This is a genomic window from Singulisphaera acidiphila DSM 18658 (genome assembly GCF_000242455.2).
GTDB classification, from domain to species: Bacteria; Planctomycetota; Planctomycetia; order Isosphaerales; family Isosphaeraceae; genus Singulisphaera; species Singulisphaera acidiphila.
Map to the genome: position 1 here is coordinate 3,418,860 of NC_019892.1, position 13,834 is coordinate 3,432,693.

Sequence of the window (13,834 nt, forward strand, 5' to 3'; positions counted from 1 at the left end):
GCGAGGGATATGATCATCGTGAGCTGAATCATGAAATTTGATAAATTTTTCGAACATGCAACAAAAACGTCTCCTTATCCCTACCAAATCCGCCTTGCGACTGCCCCGGAGCTAGCGGAGTTGGTTCGCGTTCCCACCGGGGCGGGGAAGACGGCGGCGGCCGTGCTCGGCTGGCTCTGGAGGCGTTACTACGCCGAGGACGCAGTGCGGCGAGTAACCCCGCGCCGGCTGGTCTATTGCCTACCGATGAGGGTACTCGTCGAGCAGTCGGTTCGCGAGGCGAGCAAGTGGGTCGACGAGCTCGTCAAGATCGGGATGGATCCCACCAAGATCAGCGTCCTGATGGGAGGCGCGGAGAAAGACGAGTGGTTTCTCGACCCGGAACGCTCCGCGATCCTCATCGGCACCCAGGATATGCTGCTGTCGCGGGCGCTCAACCGCGGGTATGCCACGAGCCGATTCCACTGGCCCATCGACTTCGGGCTGCTAAACAACGACTGCCTCTGGGTGTTCGACGAGCCGCAATTGATGGGCAACGGAGTTTCCACCTCAGCCCAACTGGCGGGCTTGCGAGCCTCACTGGGCACGGTCGCTCCATGCTCGTCGCTCTGGATGTCGGCCACCCTGGAGCCGGCCTGGCTCGACACCGTGGATTTCGCTAAGCGGCCCCGGGGGCCCTCGCTCGAACTCGAAGCCGACGACTATGACCCAAGGCGGCCCTTGTACAAACGGATGACCGCCGAGAAGACGCTCCAATCTCTGGGCGTCATGGCAACCAAGGACGAGAAAGAGGTGGCCCAGCAGGTCATCAGACATCACATTCCCGGCACGCAGACACTGGTTGTGCTCAACACCGTGGACCGTGCGAAAGAGGTCTATAATTCGATCATAAAGGATAAGTCCGCGTCGAAAGAGGTGCTCCTCGTCCACTCTCGATTTCGCCAATTCGAGCGAAAAAAATTAAACAACGAACTTATGAAGCCTGTGAAGGATCGGATCATCGTCGCCACCCAGGTTGTTGAATCTGGTGTTGACATTTCTATGCGTACAATCATCACCGATATTGCCCCGTGGGCGAGCCTCGTCCAGCGGATCGGGCGATGTAACCGTACGGGAGATGATGGCCCTGGCCGCGTCTTCTGGATCGACCTCGATCCCGACAAGCAAGGCGCCCCGTACGAGAGTGCTCACCTTCAGTTCGCCCGAAAGCAATTGGTCGAGCTCGAAGGGCAAGACGTCTCGCCGAAGGCGCTCGATGATTTCAAAAGGGAAAGGTCGATCATCTTGGACTTCGTCCCTACCCACGTCCTCCGCCGCCGCGACCTGCTCGACCTTTTCGATACGACGCCCGACCTCTCCGGCAACGACATCGACATCGCGCCATTCGTCCGCGGCGACGAGAAGGACAGCGACGTTCAAGTCTACTGGCGGGAGGTTGGCCCCGGTGTTCCTGAAAGAGACGTGATATCCCCAAACCAGCTCGAGTTGTGTCGCGTGCGGATCGAGACCTTTCGAGCATTCCTCAAGAAAGAGAAGAAAGGGCAAAAGCGGATCGCCTATCTGTGGGACCACCTCGACGGGAAGTGGCGGATGATTCACAATCCCGACCGCGAGGTGCACCCCGGCCTGACGATCCTGCTGCCGGCCTCCTCGGGGGGCTACTCGACGGAGGTCGGTTGGGACGAAGACTCGACGGACCCCGTCAAACCGGAACCCGACGAATCGGATCGACAACTCGAGGAGGCCGTCGGAGACGATCTAAACTCATGTGGGCCGGAATTCACGATCGCCGAGCATACGGAGCACGTCCTCGACGAGCTCAAAACGATCCTGGAGAAACTCGGCAACCTGGCGGATGGCTGGTCGGACCATTTGAGACGCGCGGCCCGCTGGCATGACGCGGGTAAGGCTCATGACGTGTGTCAACGCGGCATGCGGAGAGCCAATCCCGAGCTTGATCCCCAAAAGCTCTGGGCTAAGTCGGGCAAAACCGGGCGACTCTCCTACGACCGCCCGCGTTTCCGTCACGAACTCGTATCGGCCCTGGCCGCACTCCAGCACGGTCTGCCGTTTGAGGTGGTCTACGTGATCGCCGCCCACCACGGCAAGATCCGGCTGAGTCTTCGCTCGCTGCCAGACGAGAAGCCATCCGACTGCCCGGGCACCCTCTTTGCCCAGGGGGTCCACGATGGCGACACGCTAAACGATGTCGACCTCGGCGGCGAGACGTGCCTGGGGCTGACGCTCGACCTCTCACCAATGCAACTCGGTGGCGAGAACAGTTGGACGGCCAAAGCGCTGGCACTCCGCGATGCGCTCGGCCCGTTCCGACTGGCCTATATGGAGTCGTTGTTGCGGTCCGCCGACCTCCGTGCGAGCAAGCAAGAACGGAAAGGAGGAAATAGGTGAACGTCATCGACTTGCCTGGCTGCCCCCCCGAGCCGCTGATGAGCTACCTCAAAGCTCTGGGCATCTTCCGCCTCGTGGTCGAGCAAGCCGACCCGTCGGCCACGATGGTCTGGCACGGTGGCGTCTGTCAGTTGCACACGACGCTCGACCGCGAAGGGCTGATCGACTTCTTCGCCAATCGTTACAGTCCGACCCCAATCATCGGCCCCTGGGGCGCCCGTTCTGGGTTCTACCCCGGCTCGTCGGAATCGTCGGCCCGCGAAGCGTTGAACCAGATTGTCGCAAGCGCCGAGGCAATTCCGCGGCTCGCCCTCTTTCACGACACGATTGAGGCCGTTCGCAACCTCCTGCGTACCAACGGAATGACGGAGAAGGTCCGAGACGATGACAAGCTGAGGCTGATGCGACTCTGCCGCAATAACCTTCCCGACGCCGTGCTCGGCTGGCTCGACGCCGTGTTCATATTGACCGACGATTCCCGCAAATTCCCCCCTCTCCTCGGCACGGGGGGCAACGAGGGGAGTGGAAGTTACGTCTCCATCTTTGCTCAGCTGGTGGTCTCGCTTCTGGTCGACGGGACCGATGACGGAGGGGTGTCCAACTCCCTGTTCGGCGAATTCAGCTCAACGTTCGAGGGAATCTCAGTCGGCCATTTCAGCCCCGGTGCGATCGGCGGCCCGAACTCTTCTCAGGGCTTCGACGGCGGAGGCGGAGCGAACCCTTGGGATTACCTCCTGGCGATCGAAGGCACATTGATGTTCGCTGGCGCAGCCTCGCGGCGACTGGGGAGCGATACGGCCGGCAAAGCCGGCTTCCCTTTTTGCGTCGAGCCGATCGCCGTCGGGTACGCCTCCGAATCCGACAAGGAGGCAGAGAGCGGCACCCGCGCTGAATTGTGGCTCCCCCTCTGGTGGCAGCGGCCGATGACGCTCGCCGAGCTGACGTACCTGTTCACCGAGGGCCGCGTCCAGCTCGGCCGACGACAGGCCCGGAACAGCATCGAATTTGCCCTGGCGATCAATCTGCTGGGGGTGAGTCGGGGCGTCGACGCGTTCGTTCGCTATGCATTCGTGATGCGCAATGGTCTGTCATATTTTGCAGTCCCACTTGGCCGTGTGGCGGTCACCTTGAAGCCGATGGCACGCCTGCTCGAAGACCCCGGTCTCACCCAATGGCTCAGCCAACTCCGCAAGGCCTGCCGCGACTCGGAAAAGACCCCGGCGCGTTACCGCACGGCCCTCCGGCAGATCGACCAGGCGATCTATACATTCTCGACGGGGAGCGAGTCCGCCCACCAAGGACTCAACAACGTGCTCCGCGCCCTGGGACGGGCCGAACGGACCTTGTCGATCGGCCTGCGATTCTGCGAAGAGAAAGCGCTTCGCCCCCTCCAGAATCTCCCCGAGGATTGGCTCATGCAGGCCGACGACGGGACCCCGGAATTCCGGCTTGCGGTCGCACTTTCGGGCATCGAAGCGAAAGGCAAAGTCGGCCCGTTTCGAGTCTTCCTCGAGTCGGTGGAAGAGAGAAATGACCGGTCCTTCCAATGGCATAAAGACAAGAACCAAGGGGCGGTCTGGTCAAATCGGCCACTCGCCGCCAACCTCTCAGCGATCTTCATCCGCCGACAGATTGAGGCGTTCCGCGACAACCAGACCATGATCTCTCTTCGGTCTCCTTGCCCCGCAAAGCTCAAAGACGTGAGCACTTTCCTGCTTGGCAACATTGATGACGATAAACTTGCGGACCTCATCTGGGGCCTCGCAGCCATCAACTGGCCAGCAGTAAAGCCGAGAGATAGCGACGAAACCGTTGAGGGCGACGATGTGGCCTCAAATGACAGCATCGAAGCGGCCAAGGTTGTGACGGTTCCGTTTGACTTTGGCGTGCCCCGGCTCCTGGTCGAACAATGGTCAGTTGAGCCGGTTCGTGTATCTCGGCGCATCATCGAACCGTGGAGCAGTCGCCCGACCGGCTATCGCTTGAAATGGAAGCTTACAAAAGCCAGCCAACCGGATACCGTGATTGATCCCGAAATTTTTCACATCCTTGCCTCTGGCCAACCCGACGCGATCGGCCAATGCATAATTCGCGCGTCCCGCCGTTTGAAGGCGCGGGGCCGGCTCGTTTATGGGTATCGCAACCGCCGCCGGCCCGACCGCTCTCCTTCCATCGAATCACCGTTCCGCCCCGACCGGCTCCTCGCCGCAATGATGTTCCCACTCTCTGAACCTGACCTCGAGGCGGTAGCCAACGCCGTCCTCTACCCACCTGAATCGGAGGATACATTATGAGTTTGGATGCTGTTTTGAAGACCGCTCCACGCGTCCTGATTGAGGCCCACCTTAAGCCAGTCATTGGCACTCGGATCCAGCCAACCGGGTTCCCGGACCTGGGTGCGGCACAATATAACGCTCCGGACGGCCATGGCGGCAGCGTCTCGATGCTGCTCGTCGAGTCGGCCCAGTCAATGGCCAACCGGCTCGAGGCCGTCTGCTGGGATGAGGCCAACGACGATATCGTGCCCGAGTTGAAGGGGCTACCGTTCGTCACAGTCAAACTCTCGGGCATCGGTAACGGAACCGACACGACGAGCAGCCTGCTCGAATTCCATCGACTCAACTCCCCCTATATCATGAACGGGTCAACTAACGACGGAAGCTCGTTCGCCGACATGGTCAGGAAAGAGCTTGGGCTCGGGTCGGTACCAGGCAAAAAAGGTTCGAAAAAGGCAGTCGAAACCGCTCCAGCCGAGGATGGGGCCGGCGAAAAAGAACGCGAGGAGGTGGCCGGCGTGGTCAACCTCCGCAAGTTAGCGGCCGTCTGTTTTCAATATGACCCGAATTCGCTGATCCACGGCATCTTCCTGGAGAAGATCGCCGGCCGGTTGCGCCACCCACGGGCTCTGTCCGCGTTCATTGAAGCAAGCGGAGTCGATCGCGCTGACAGCGGCGGCGTCAAGTTCGACCGGGTCTTGCCCAGACCCAAGGTCGGCGGAGTCGATGCCAAAGGGGGCTATGGCAACGTGCCGTTCCACCGGTCCGAGTTCACCGCACGATCGATCATCGCGTTCTTCTCGCTCGACCTGACCCAGATCCGCGGCTACGGCCTCCCCACTGAGGCGACCAGGCTCCTTGAGGTCCTCTCGCTCTGGAAAGTCCGCCGGTTCCTCGACTCCAATATGCGGCTTCGAACCGCCTGCGAGCTCGAAGTCGACGAGAAGGCCGGTGGCATCAAGGTGGGCCGACCCAAGGACTTCGCCCTGCCTTCCACGGAGGAACTCGCGAAAGAGCTCGCCACACTGATTAAGGCGTGCAAACCCCACTTCGCCACCCCGACTACGACGTCCCTGACCTGGAACAAGCCGGCCGGCAAGGAGTAAGCACCGATGCCAGTCACCTTAAGACTGAACCTCCCTGCCGGCCGATACCATGCGACCCCCTGGGGCCGCCACGTCAACGAAGGAGTCCCGGAGTGGCCGCCAGCTCCCTGGCGACTCTTGCGGGCTCTCGTCGCCGTCTGGAAGCGGACCTGCCCGGAACTCTCGGAATCGCAGGTCAGACGCGTGCTCGAACAACTCCTCCCCCCACCGAGCTTCCAGCTCCCGGCCTCTCAGGTCGCCCATACACGGCACTACATGCCACGAGGGAAGACCGGACCGGACGAGCGCACCCTGGTCTTCGACACGTTCGTCGCCATCAACCGCGACGAGCCACTCGTGATCGGCTGGCCAGACGCCGAGCTACCCCCCAGCGACCTGACCGTACTCACGCAGCTCGTCGCAAACATGACATCTCTCGGCCGTGCGGAGAGTTGGGCCCAGGTCGAATTGTCGGCCTCCATGCCCGACCGTTGGAATTGCCTCCCTGCCAAGGCGTCCACCCCCAACCCGATCGCCGTGTTCTGCCCCGACCCAGCCACCGCATTCGGAAGCGAGCATTATCCCGCTCATACCCTCAAAATGGTCAAAAAGGGGCTCAAGCCGGGCGATCTCCTCTTCGATTCCCCGCGATGGCATCTCTGCCTCGACACTCAAACGATTCACGATCGGCAATGGCCTCAAGTGCCCGGAGCGAAATGGGTGAACTACTCGATCCGTCCCACTCATCCCGAACCGAATCCGCGAGCCACTGTCCCCAACCGCCTGCCGCCGACCTTCGTCCGGTTCGCTCTCGACGGCCCTGTCTTACCCCTCGTTACTGAGACCATCCGCCTTGCCGAGCAAGTGCGAGTGCAGCTTTTGAGCCGTTGCAAATGGCTCTATAGCCCCAAGGACCCACGGCTTGCGGTCGCCGACCTCCCGACGATCGCCCCGGCATTCTGGGGAAAGGACGAGGATCGCCGGCCGTTGACCGGGCACCGCCACGCCTACTTCCTCCCCGTGGATGAGGACGACGACGGCGCAATCGACCATGTCGCCGTATACGCTCCCATGGGTTTAAGTCCCTTGGAACTCCAAGCCGTCGACCTTCTCCGTCGGCTCCGATACGGCGATCACGATCTGTCGCTCGTAGTCGTCGGCCGAGGCGTGCCCGAAGACTTCGCCCGCTCTCGACTTTTGGGCCCAGCGATGACATGGGAATCCGCGACGCCGTTTGTCGTCACCCGCCACCTGAAACGCAGAGGCCGCAAGCGCGACCCGCTCGAGTGGACCCAAGGCCCCGACGGCCACGCCGCCTTTGTTCGTGAAGTGCTCAAAGAAGAATTGGAACATCGCGCCGAGCTCGACCCGGATAAGTTCGGCGACGTCGAGATCGAGCCTTTGGACCGACGCGAGATCGGGCCTCGACACATCCGCCCCTTGGAATTTTACCTGAGCCGCCTCAAAGAAGGTGGTGATGGCGAGCGTCGTTCGCGAGGCGGTTTCCGCATCCGCTTCCCGCACCCGGTCTCAGGCCCGATCGCCCTCGGACACTCCTGCCACTTCGGCCTCGGCCTCTTTCTCCCCCTCCCGCCGACCTAATCAACCCGAAAGGGAAGTCGGGGCGGCAAAGCCATGCTTTGGCCTCCGTCGCCGCCGACTTCATCTCAACCAATTCCCCGCCTTGTCCCCGAATCCGCCTGACCGATTCCCGACGAGGATCCAGGCCAACTCAACCCGGAGGAGATCCCCCCGCCAGGCCTCCACCTCGAGGCCATGGCCAGTGTTCGTCGAGCGGCTCCGGATGACATAAAAACATAAAAACATTTGCATTTTCTGCAAAGTATTCCGGAAACGGTTTATCGGAGAATCAGCGCCACGACGGCCTGATAGGAGAGTCGCGACGTCTCGCCGTTTTTGTTCTAGACAATGGGGTCCACCTCAATCCGGCCCGGTATGCCGCCGAGGCGCTGATTTAGTCGAGGTCGGCGAAACCGAGGTGTGGGTAGCGAAGAACTGGGCCTTCTACCTGTCCCGACGGGTATAATTGGATTTTTGAAAGCATCGTTAGAGGAACGGGATGGTCACTCCAACCGCATCGGGTACGGATTCTGACTCGGTAGGCTGGCGATTCGACAACACCTACGCTCGGCTGCCGGACGTTCTCTTCGACCCGGCAAACCCGGTTGCGGTGCGGAAACCACAGGTGGCGATCCTAAACCACAGCCTTGCGGATAAACTCGGCCTCAATCTCAGAGCCATCCCGCTGAAGGCCGCCGCGGCCCTATTCGCGGGCCAAGACCTGCCGGTCGGTTCTCAACCGATCGCACAGGCCTACGCGGGGCACCAGTACGGCGGTTTCACGATGCTCGGCGATGGTCGTGCCGTCTTGCTGGGTGAGCACCGGACGCCTTCCGGGCGACACGTGGACATCCAGTTGAAGGGGTCGGGGCGGACACGATTCTCTCGCGGCGGCGACGGCCGTGCCGCCCTCGGGCCGATGCTCCGCGAATACGTCATCAGCGAAGCCATGGCCGCGCTTGGAATTCCCACCACGCGGAGCCTCGCGGTTGTCACCACCGGCGAGCCGGTGTACCGGGAGTCGATCCGACGAGGAGCGGTTCTGACCCGCGTGGCCGCAAGCCACATCCGGGTCGGCACGTTCGAATACGCGGCCCGCCGGGACGAAGCCACCCTTCGAGCGCTTACCGACTACGCCATCGCCCGCCATTTCCCGGAACTGATTGACGCCCCGGGAAAGTATCTGGATTTCTTCCGTGCCGTGACGGACCGCCAAGCCTCACTCGTCGCCCGGTGGCAACACGTCGGATTCATCCACGGGGTTATGAACACCGATAACGTAGCGATCTCCGGGGAGACAATCGACTACGGCCCGTGTGCGTTCATGAACGCCTACGACCCCGGGACAGTGTTCAGCTCAATCGACCACGGCGGCCGGTATGCCTACGGCAACCAGCCCAACATTATGCAGTGGAACCTGGCCCGATTCGCCGAGACCCTATTGCCGCTGCTCGATCCAGAGCCGGAGAAGGCGGTTGCGATCGCCACGGAGGTGCTGGAAAACTTCCCCGCCGAGTTCGAGCGGTATTGGCTCGCCGGCATGCGGAAGAAGCTGGGGCTCCAGACGGACGAGGCTGGGGACGTCGAGCTGATCCAAGCTCTGCTCGACTGGATGCGGAAGTCCCGGGCCGACTTCACGAACACGTTCCGTGACCTGTCGTCGGAGGGTTTACCCGCCGGTGACCGGTATCGAGAGCCCGAGTTTCAAGCCTGGCACGACCGGTGGCAGAAGCGGCTCGGACGGGACGGCCTGCAGAACGGCGTCTCCTACAACCTGATGAAGTCCGTTAACCCGACAGCCATCCCGAGGAACCATCGGGTAGAGGAGGCGCTATCGGCCGCCGAGGAGCGCGACGACCTGTCAGTGCTGCACCGGCTGCATGAGGCGTTGGCATCCCCTTACGAATCGAGGGAAGAGCAGACCGAATACCGGGATCCGCCCGCCAACGAGTACGGCTACCGCACGTTCTGCGGGACGTAGTACAGCCGCCTCGAGCCGCAGAGTGACTTCCCGGATGCGTCGGCCGACTTCACCGAAGCGGATAGATCGGCCACGAAGTGCCCCGGCCCGCAAGGCTTGGGATGAGCCCTGCAGGGCAGCGACTCACGGGAGCGAACACGTCGGGACCAGCCGATCGGTGTGAGCTTGAGCTACGACGGCTTCCTCGGGCGACTCCAGACTCTCGTCATCGCTGCGTTCCGATGCGACAATCGGTTGGAGTTTTCCCGCAGATCCCGTCTCACACGTTCGGCCCCAGGGGGGCGATAATGCCGCAACTCCAACCCGAGAGCCGCGCCCCGGGCCGCTTCCCTACCACGCAATGGAGCCGCGTCGCCACGGCGGCCAACCGCGAAGATGGGGAAGGCTTGGAGGCTCTGTCGATGCTGTGCCAGGCGTACTGGTACCCCATCTACGCCTTCGTCCGTAACCGCGGATTCTCGCCTGAGCAGGCGCAGGACCGAACTCAGGATTTCTTCGCCTACGTCCTGGAACGCGACTTGATCGCGAGGGCGGACCCGGCCCGGGGCCGCTTCCGCGCCTTCCTGCGCACCGTGTGCGCTCGGCACCTGGCGGGCGATCGCGACCGGGATCACGCGGCCAAGCGTGGCGGGGGCCGCCTGCCGCTCGCCATCGACCCCCTCGATGCCGAGCGCCGGTACGGCCTCGAACCCACCCACGAGATGACCGCAGAGCGGATCTTCGACAGGACCTGGGCCCTGACCCTTCTCGGCCGTGTCGTCGACCGGCTCCGCCGCGAGTACGACGACTCAGGCCGGTCGGACAAGTTCGAGGTACTAATCACCGTGCTGACGCGAGACCCCGCGTCATGCCCTTATCCTGAGATCGCCCGGCGGCTGGGGACCACCGAAGGGAATATCCGCGTCGCGGTCCACCGCCTCCGGCGCCGCTACGGCCTCCTGCTCCGTGAGGAAATCGCTGCGACCGTCGGGGACGCCGCCCAGGTCGACGACGAGATCCAGGCCCTCTTCGCCGCCCTGGAGGGCTGAGCCCGCGCGGGGGGGTGTAACGCTCGCGATCATTTACCTAATCAAGACAAGGCGGCTTTCAGTGTCGAACGGGAGCGGGGCGGGTGCGATGAGTGGGGTCGAAACGTGTCCCGACTGCGGAGAACGTTTGCCGAGCAACTCCCCGGCGGGGCTCTGTCCCCGGTGCCTTCTTCGCCTCGGGGCCGCGTTCTCGCTCGATCCGAACGCATCCGGATCGCATGAGGAGGAGGCCGCTCCCTTCGGGACCGCGATGGCGCGAGTCCACCTCCGCGAATCGTCCGATGACGCTCCACTGATCCGGCCCGCTTCGGTGGGAGGCTACGGGCGTCCCGACCCTTCCACGCGATATCAGCTCGTGGGTGAGCTGGCGCGCGGGGGCATGGGAGCAATCTTTCAGGGCCGCGACCTCTACCTCGGCCGCGACCTGGCCGTCAAGGTGATGCGCGAGGAACACCGTGACCATCCCGAGTTGGTCCGGCGATTCGTCGAGGAGGCGCAGATCGGCGGGCAGCTCCAGCACCCGGGGATCGTCCCGGTGCATGAGCTGGGGCGTCTGCCCGATGGCCGGATGTTCATCGCGATGAAGCTGGTTCGGGGGCGCACACTGGCGGCCTTGATGGCGGCGAGACAAAGCCCCGGCGACGAACGCACCCGCTTCCTCGCCATCTTTGAGCAGGTCTGCCAAACCGTGGCCTACGCCCATTCGAAGGGCGTGATTCATCGCGATCTCAAGCCGTCAAATGTGATGGTGGGTAGCTTCGGCGAGGTCCAGGTGATGGACTGGGGCCTCGCGAAGGTGCTCAATCAGGGCGGCACGGCCGACGACGAACGGGCCGTCTCCGACGGCGATGACGCATCGGCCATTCGAACCTGGCGAGATGGTTCCGAGATGTTGGAATCGCACCCGGGTTCCGTCCTCGGCACTCCCTCGTACATGGCCCCGGAGCAGGCTCGCGGGGCGATGGACACGCTCGACGAGCGGGCCGACGTGTTCGCCCTCGGTTCCATCCTGTGTGACATCCTGACCGGCCAGCCGGCGTTCGTGGGCGAGACCGCATCTGAGGTTTACCGTAAGGCCGAGAGGGCCGATCTCGCGGAAGCCTGCCTGCGGCTCGACGCCTGCGGTGCCGACGCCGAGCTCGTGGCGCTGGCCCGAGCGTGCCTGGCCATTGCGCCGAAACACCGTCCCCGCGACGCGGGCGTGGTCGTGCTGGGACTGACCGCGTACTTGCGCGGCGTGGAAGGGCGATTGCGGGATGCCGAACTGGCGAAGGTGCGGGCCGAGGCGCATGCCGCGGGCGAGCGTCGTCGCCGTCAATTGACGTTGGCCTTGGCAGCCTCGGTGTTCATCACAGGCTCCATCGGCGCGGCCGGTTGGGCTTGGATGGACCGCGAACGGCGACAACGTTTTGGGGCGGTGGAGGCCGCGGTCAACGCGACGCTTGTCGACTCAGCGAAGAAGCGCGGGAAGGCGATCAACGCGGGAAGGGACCCGATCCTCTGGGTCGAGGCCATTGAGGCCGCCCGTCGCGCGGAGACGCTCCTCACGGGCAATGACGCGAGCCTCGAGCAGAAGGAACGCGTCCGCCAGTTTCTCGACGAACTCATGCGCGAACGCGAGGCGATCGAGGCCGTCGACAAGGACCGCCGCATCGTCGAACGTTTGGCGGGGGTCCTCAACGACTTCGGCGAGCACAGCGACGAGCGGAAGGCCGACTCCGACTACGCAGCCGCGTTACGCGCCTACGGCGTCGACGTCGATTCGCTCGATCCTTCGGCCGCAGGCCGCTTGCTGGCGGCGAGCCCGGTCGCCCCGGAACTTGCGAGTGCCCTCGATCAGTGGGCGATCCTGCGCCGCGGTCGGGTGCTGCACGACCCGGCCGGTGCCGATCGTCTTGCCGCAGTGGCGAGGGCCGCAGATCCCGACGCGTGGAGGAACCGCCTGCGCGACACGGTCGGACGCATGGGAGGCGGTCCGGCCCGTCGGCTCGAAGTGCTGGAGCGACTCGCGGCCACCGCGGATGTGGAACATCTCCCCGTCACGAGCGTCACCAGGCTAGCGACCTCGCTTGCAATCTTCGGGAGACGCGACACGGCGATCGCTCTGCTCCAACGGGCCCAGGCCTCGCATCGCGACGACTTCTGGGTGAACGCCGACTTGGGCCGCGAGTTGATGACCGCGAATCGTCCCGAGGAGGCGGTTCGCTTCTACGCCGTCGCAGCGGGCGTGAGGCCCCAGAGCCCCCTGGCCCTGAGCGGGCTGGGCCGAGCGATCCTGCAGAGTGGTCAACCCGCCGAGGCCACCGACCTGTTTCGCCAGTGGACCCGGCTTCGGCCCGAGGACCCACTCTCGCACGTCGCGCTCGGTTCGGCGCTGTTCGCGCGGGGAGAGTCGTCCGAGGCCCACGCCGAATTCTCCGAGGCGAAACGGCTGAAGCCAAACGACTGGATGGTTCGGGATCAGATCGCGCTGGCCTTTTCGGATCGCGGCGACTGGGACGCCGCCATCCGGGAGCAGGGCGAGGCCGTCCACCTGTTTCCCACGATGGGTGTGGCGCACAAGGCGCTGGCTCACGCCCTGCAATCGGCCGGTCGTCTGGGAGAGGCGGTGGCCGAATTCCGCGAGGCTGTGCGACTCGATCCCCGGATTTCCTCGTCACATCTCTTCCTCGGCCGGGCGCTGATCGAGGCGGGCGAGCCGCATGCGGCGCTCGAAGCGTTGGCCCGAATCGGGCCGGGGCCGCCACCGGACCCCTTCATAACGCCCGATATGTTGGCAACGCGAGGGGAGAAGCTCGTCGCCCTCGAACCGCGTCTTCCCGCTGTGATGAAGGGGTGCGAGGCACCGGCGAGCCCCGAGGAGGCCGCGGCGTTCGCCCGACTGGCCTTCGCCCGAGACCGGCCCGAGGCGGCGGCCCGTCTCTGGACCGAAGCGTTCGCCGCGTCTCCCGATCTCGCGGCGGATCTGGTCGCCATGAATCGCTTCCAGGCCGCTCGCGCAGCGGCCCGCGCAGCAACCGAGGGCGTTCGGGAACTCGCGGAATCGGGGGCCGAGTCGCGGGCGAAGTGGCGTCGCCAGGCGGTCGAATGGCTGCGTGCCGACCTTGCGGCCTCGACGGCGATCGTGAACTCGGGTACGGCCCCGCAGCGAGCTGGCGTCGCCCGACGGCTCAGCCGGTGGCAGGTGGATCCGGCGCTGGCGTCCATTCGCGATGAACCGGCCCTCTTGGCGCTCCCCGAAGCGGAGCGGCGTTCCCTGCGCGGGTTCTGGGACAGCGTCCAGGCGGTACGCTCGGCGAACCCAGTCCCTGCAACCCGCCGGTCCGAGCCTGAACGAAACTTCTGACGGTCGGTGTAACTTTCGGGGCGGATTTCCCAACAGGTTATCCAGAGGCCGCGCGTCTTCGAGGTCGTGGTGTGAACTGTTCGGGTCAAGGACGCTACCGCACCGAGAGGCGGCACCTGGCCGGAAGT

At 64.0% G+C, this 13,834-nt stretch carries 7 protein-coding genes; all 7 read left to right on the plus strand.

Annotated elements, in window-relative coordinates:
* Positions 1–30: 30 nt before the first annotated feature.
* The 7 genes from cas3g to SINAC_RS37975 all read left to right on the plus strand — a co-directional run bounded on the left by cas3g (position 31) and on the right by SINAC_RS37975 (position 13,706).
* A complete protein-coding gene (gene cas3g, locus SINAC_RS13490) occupies positions 31–2,409 on the plus strand; it encodes a type I-G CRISPR-associated helicase/endonuclease Cas3g (protein ID WP_015246201.1) in 2,379 nt (792 codons plus the stop codon).
* A complete protein-coding gene (gene cas8g1 / locus SINAC_RS13495) occupies positions 2,406–4,703 on the plus strand; it encodes a type I-G CRISPR-associated protein Cas8g1/Csx17 (protein ID WP_015246202.1) in 2,298 nt (765 codons plus the stop codon). Before cas3g ends, cas8g1 begins: the two co-directional genes overlap by 4 nt.
* Positions 4,700–5,791, plus strand: a complete 1,092-nt coding sequence (gene cas7g, locus SINAC_RS13500; protein WP_015246203.1) for a type I-G CRISPR-associated RAMP protein Csb1/Cas7g — start codon at positions 4,700–4,702, stop codon at positions 5,789–5,791. The genes cas8g1 and cas7g overlap by 4 nt, the downstream gene beginning before the upstream one ends.
* 6 nt (positions 5,792–5,797) lie before the next feature.
* The gene (csb2, locus tag SINAC_RS13505; protein ID WP_015246204.1) at positions 5,798–7,372 is read left to right on the plus strand and encodes a type I-G CRISPR-associated protein Csb2; all 1,575 of its coding nucleotides are present in this window, start codon (positions 5,798–5,800) and stop codon (positions 7,370–7,372) included.
* A 478-nt stretch (positions 7,373–7,850) separates the two neighbouring features.
* Positions 7,851–9,332, plus strand: coding sequence for a protein adenylyltransferase SelO (locus tag SINAC_RS13510; protein WP_015246205.1), 1,482 nt, complete (start codon positions 7,851–7,853; stop codon positions 9,330–9,332).
* Positions 9,333–9,619: 287 nt separating this feature from the next.
* Positions 9,620–10,360, plus strand: coding sequence for an RNA polymerase sigma factor (locus SINAC_RS13515; RefSeq protein WP_015246206.1), 741 nt, complete (start codon positions 9,620–9,622; stop codon positions 10,358–10,360).
* 127 nt (positions 10,361–10,487) lie between these two features.
* A complete protein-coding gene (locus SINAC_RS37975) occupies positions 10,488–13,706 on the plus strand; it encodes a serine/threonine-protein kinase (protein WP_168165335.1) in 3,219 nt (1,072 codons plus the stop codon).
* Positions 13,707–13,834 lie beyond the last annotated feature (128 nt).

Excerpts from the sequence above, each read along its gene's own strand:
- SINAC_RS13510 (WP_015246205.1), top strand. The coding sequence starts at position 7,851 with ATGGTCACTCCAACCGCATCGGGTACGGATTCTGACTCGGTAGGCTGG.
- csb2 (WP_015246204.1), top strand. The coding sequence starts at position 5,798 with ATGCCAGTCACCTTAAGACTGAACCTCCCTGCCGGCCGATACCATGCG.
- cas7g (WP_015246203.1), top strand. The coding sequence starts at position 4,700 with ATGAGTTTGGATGCTGTTTTGAAGACCGCTCCACGCGTCCTGATTGAG.
- SINAC_RS13515 (WP_015246206.1), top strand. The coding sequence starts at position 9,620 with ATGCCGCAACTCCAACCCGAGAGCCGCGCCCCGGGCCGCTTCCCTACC.
- cas3g (WP_015246201.1), top strand. The coding sequence starts at position 31 with ATGAAATTTGATAAATTTTTCGAACATGCAACAAAAACGTCTCCTTAT.